This is a genomic window from Desulfovibrio sp. 1188_IL3213, from assembly GCF_036763145.1.
Taxonomy (GTDB): Bacteria; Desulfobacterota; Desulfovibrionia; order Desulfovibrionales; family Desulfovibrionaceae; genus Desulfovibrio.
This window is the reverse complement of sequence record NZ_JBAIYR010000308.1, coordinates 1-2,879: the sequence shown is the minus strand read 5'-3', so window position 1 is coordinate 2,879 and position 2,879 is coordinate 1. Positions and strand designations below refer to the sequence as shown.

1 protein-coding gene and 2 pseudogenes are annotated in these 2,879 nt (G+C 60.4%); all 3 read left to right on the top strand.

The features are described 5' to 3' along the window. A pseudogene (locus V6C16_RS10695) lies at positions 1-209 on the top strand (DNA repair protein RecO); the annotation flags it as partial. A 379-nt stretch (positions 210-588) separates the two neighbouring features. Next, positions 589-1,467: a glycine--tRNA ligase subunit alpha gene (glyQ, locus tag V6C16_RS10690; protein ID WP_333534865.1), complete on the top strand. Its 879-nt coding sequence runs from the start codon at positions 589-591 to the stop codon at positions 1,465-1,467. A 4-nt stretch (positions 1,468-1,471) separates the two neighbouring features. Further along, positions 1,472-2,749: pseudogene (gene glyS, locus V6C16_RS10685) on the top strand (glycine--tRNA ligase subunit beta); the annotation flags it as partial. Positions 2,750-2,879: the final 130 nt, after the last annotated feature.

The window sequence follows — 2,879 nt, the reverse complement described above, 5'->3', positions numbered from 1 at the left end:
GCGCGCAGGCCGGTCCCGTGCGTTACGGCGTGGAATTGAGCGCCGGCGGGCTTGACCTTTTACGCCATGTGCAGCAAGAATTGCCATCCGGCTGGCACGCGGAGGAATTGCCCTCGGCGGACCGGCGGGCCTGTTCCAGGGTCATTGACGGTTTTGTGCAGTACCATCTGGGACTGGCGTGGGAGGGGGGATTTTTTCGCCGCGTGTAACTGCCCGTTTTTTGCCGCTCCTGTTTGTGCGGCTTTGCGGGTCGGTCCCGGCCATATTTGTCCGGTCCGGGATAAGGCGCGTCAGGGCTGTTTCACCTTGAAACGGTTCCGGCGGCTGCGCGCGCAGGCGTCCGCCACCAAGGCGCAAGTGCGGGGTACCTGCGCGGGTACAGGCCGAAGTGGGCGTCTTACAAGCTTTGGTAATATACATTCTCAAAGTTGCAATGCTCTAAAAAGGAGCCGCTGGTCAGCTGGTTTTTGCCTTCTGTCGCCGTAACGGCAGGGCCGGGCGCGGGTTTTTCGCCGCAGCGTCCGCCGTTCATGCCGTTGCCCCGCCAGGAAGCAAAAACCTTCTGATCAGCCTTCCAAAGGACAACACATGTATTTTCAGGACGTGATTCTCACCCTACAGAATTACTGGGCCAGGCAGGGCTGCGTTATCGAGCAGCCTTCGGGAGTGGAGTGCGGGGCCGGAACTTTCAACCCCCATACCTTTTTGCGGGTTATCGGTCCCGAGCCTTGGAACGTGGCCTATGTGGAGCCTTCGCGGCGTCCCACAGACGGGCGCTATGGCGAAAACCCCAATCGCCTGCAGCGCTATTTCCAGTTTCAGGTCATCATGAAGCCTTCGCCGGACAACGTGCAGGACCTGTATCTGCAAAGCCTCAACGCCTTGGGCATCAATCCCGCCCAGCACGACATCCGCTTTGTGGAAGATGACTGGGAATCGCCCACCCTGGGGGCCTGGGGCCTTGGCTGGGAAGTGTGGCTCAACGGTATGGAAGTGAGCCAGTTCACTTATTTCCAGCAGGTGGGCGGCATTGACCTTGCGCCGGTGAGCGTGGAGCTGACCTACGGTCTTGAGCGCCTGGCCATGTATCTTCAGGGCGTGGAGTCCGTGTATGATCTGGCCTGGAACAAGGATGTGACCTACGGCAACATCTACCACCAGAACGAGGTGGAGCAGTCGCGCCATAATTTCGAGGCCAGCGATGCCCGGATGCTGCTGCGCCATTTCAATGATTTTGAAGGCCAATGCAAGGCCATGCTTGCGCTGGGTCTGCCCTGGCCTGCCTACGATTATTGTCTGAAGTGTTCGCATACCTTTAACCTGCTGGATGCGCGCGGGGCCATATCCATTACGGAGCGCACCGGCTACATCGGCCGGGTGCGGGCTCTGGCGGCGGGCGTGGCCCGTCTGTACGCGGCTCAGCGCGAAGAACTGGGCTATCCCATGCTCAAAAAGGATGCGAGGTAAAGCCGTGGCTACCTTTGTGCTCGAAATCGGCAGTGAAGAACTGCCTTCCCGTTTTCTGGCTCCCGAAGAAGCCGAACTTTCCACCCGTTTTACCGCCGCCTTTGAAGAAGCGGGCCTTGAATACGGCAGCCTGCGTGTCATGAGCACGCCGCGCCGCGCCGTGGTCACGGTTGAAAACCTCAATCCCGTGCAGATTGAGCGGGAAGAGGTGGTCTCCGGCCCGCCCGTGCGTGTGGCCTATGATGCTGAGGGCAAGCCCACCAAGGCGCTGGAAGGCTTTATCCGCACCAATGGCTGCACTCTGGAAGACGTTTTTCAGCAAGAGACAGAAAAAGGCGTTTACATCGCCGTGCGCAAGCGTACCGGCGGTGCGCCCGCAAGGGAATTGCTGGCTGTCATGTGTCCGGCCATCATTACGGCGCTTCCCTTTGCCAAACGCATGCGCTGGGGCAATCACGCGCTGGCCTATGCCCGTCCGCTGCGCTGGATTCTGGCCCTGCTGGACGATGAGGTCATTCCGTTTGAGGTCGGCCCTATGGTTTCGGGGCGCGAGACCTGCGGTCACCGTATCCACGGGCCAGGTCCTTTCTCCGTTGCGCGCGCTGAGGAGCTTCCGGCCATACTGGCGGACTCCTGCGGCATCACCCTCGACTCCCCGAAGCGCAGGGAAAGCATTGTGGAAGGCGGCAACAGGCAGGCCCAGGCCGTGGGCGGCAAGGTGCTCTGGAAGGACAGCCTGCTTGACGAAGTGCAGGGCCTTGCGGAACATCCCGTGCCGCTGCTGGCCGATTTTGATCCGGCCTACCTTGAGGTGCCGCGCGAGGTGCTGCTGACCAGTATGGAAAGCCACCAGAAAAGTTTTGGCATTGAAGGGGCCGATGGCCGCCTGCTCCCGCACTTTTTGACCGTGCTCAACATCACCCCCGAAGACATGAGCATTGTCAAGCGCGGGTGGGAAAGGGTGCTGCGCGCCCGTCTGGAAGACGCTCGCTTTTTCTGGCAGGCCGACCTGCGTGAAGGCTTTGACCATTGGCTGCAAAAGCTTGATTCGGTCATCTTTATCGGTGGTCTTGGCAGCATGGGGGACAAAACGCGCCGCCTTGAAGCCCTGTGCCGCTGGCTGGCGGAAAAATGCGCTCCTGACCTTGCCGCCGATGCCGCGCGCGCGGGACGGCTTTCAAAAGCTGATCTCGTCAGCGGTCTTGTTGGCGAGTTTGACACCCTGCAGGGCGTCATGGGCGGCATTTATGCCGGGCGCAAGGGAGAAAGCGCGGCCGTGGCCCAGGAACGTCTGCTCACGCAGCCGCCAGAGCAATTTCAAAGTGAAATTGCTCTAAACGGGCCGCGCCCGTGAGCAGCAGAAAACACAAAAAGGAAGCGTACGCCGCAGCAAACGGGGTACGCTTCCTTTT

What these genes read in the sequence shown, in the direction of transcription:
- glyQ (WP_333534865.1), top strand. Translation starts at nt 589, where the DNA reads ATGTATTTTCAGGACGTGATTCTCACCCTACAGAATTACTGGGCCAGG.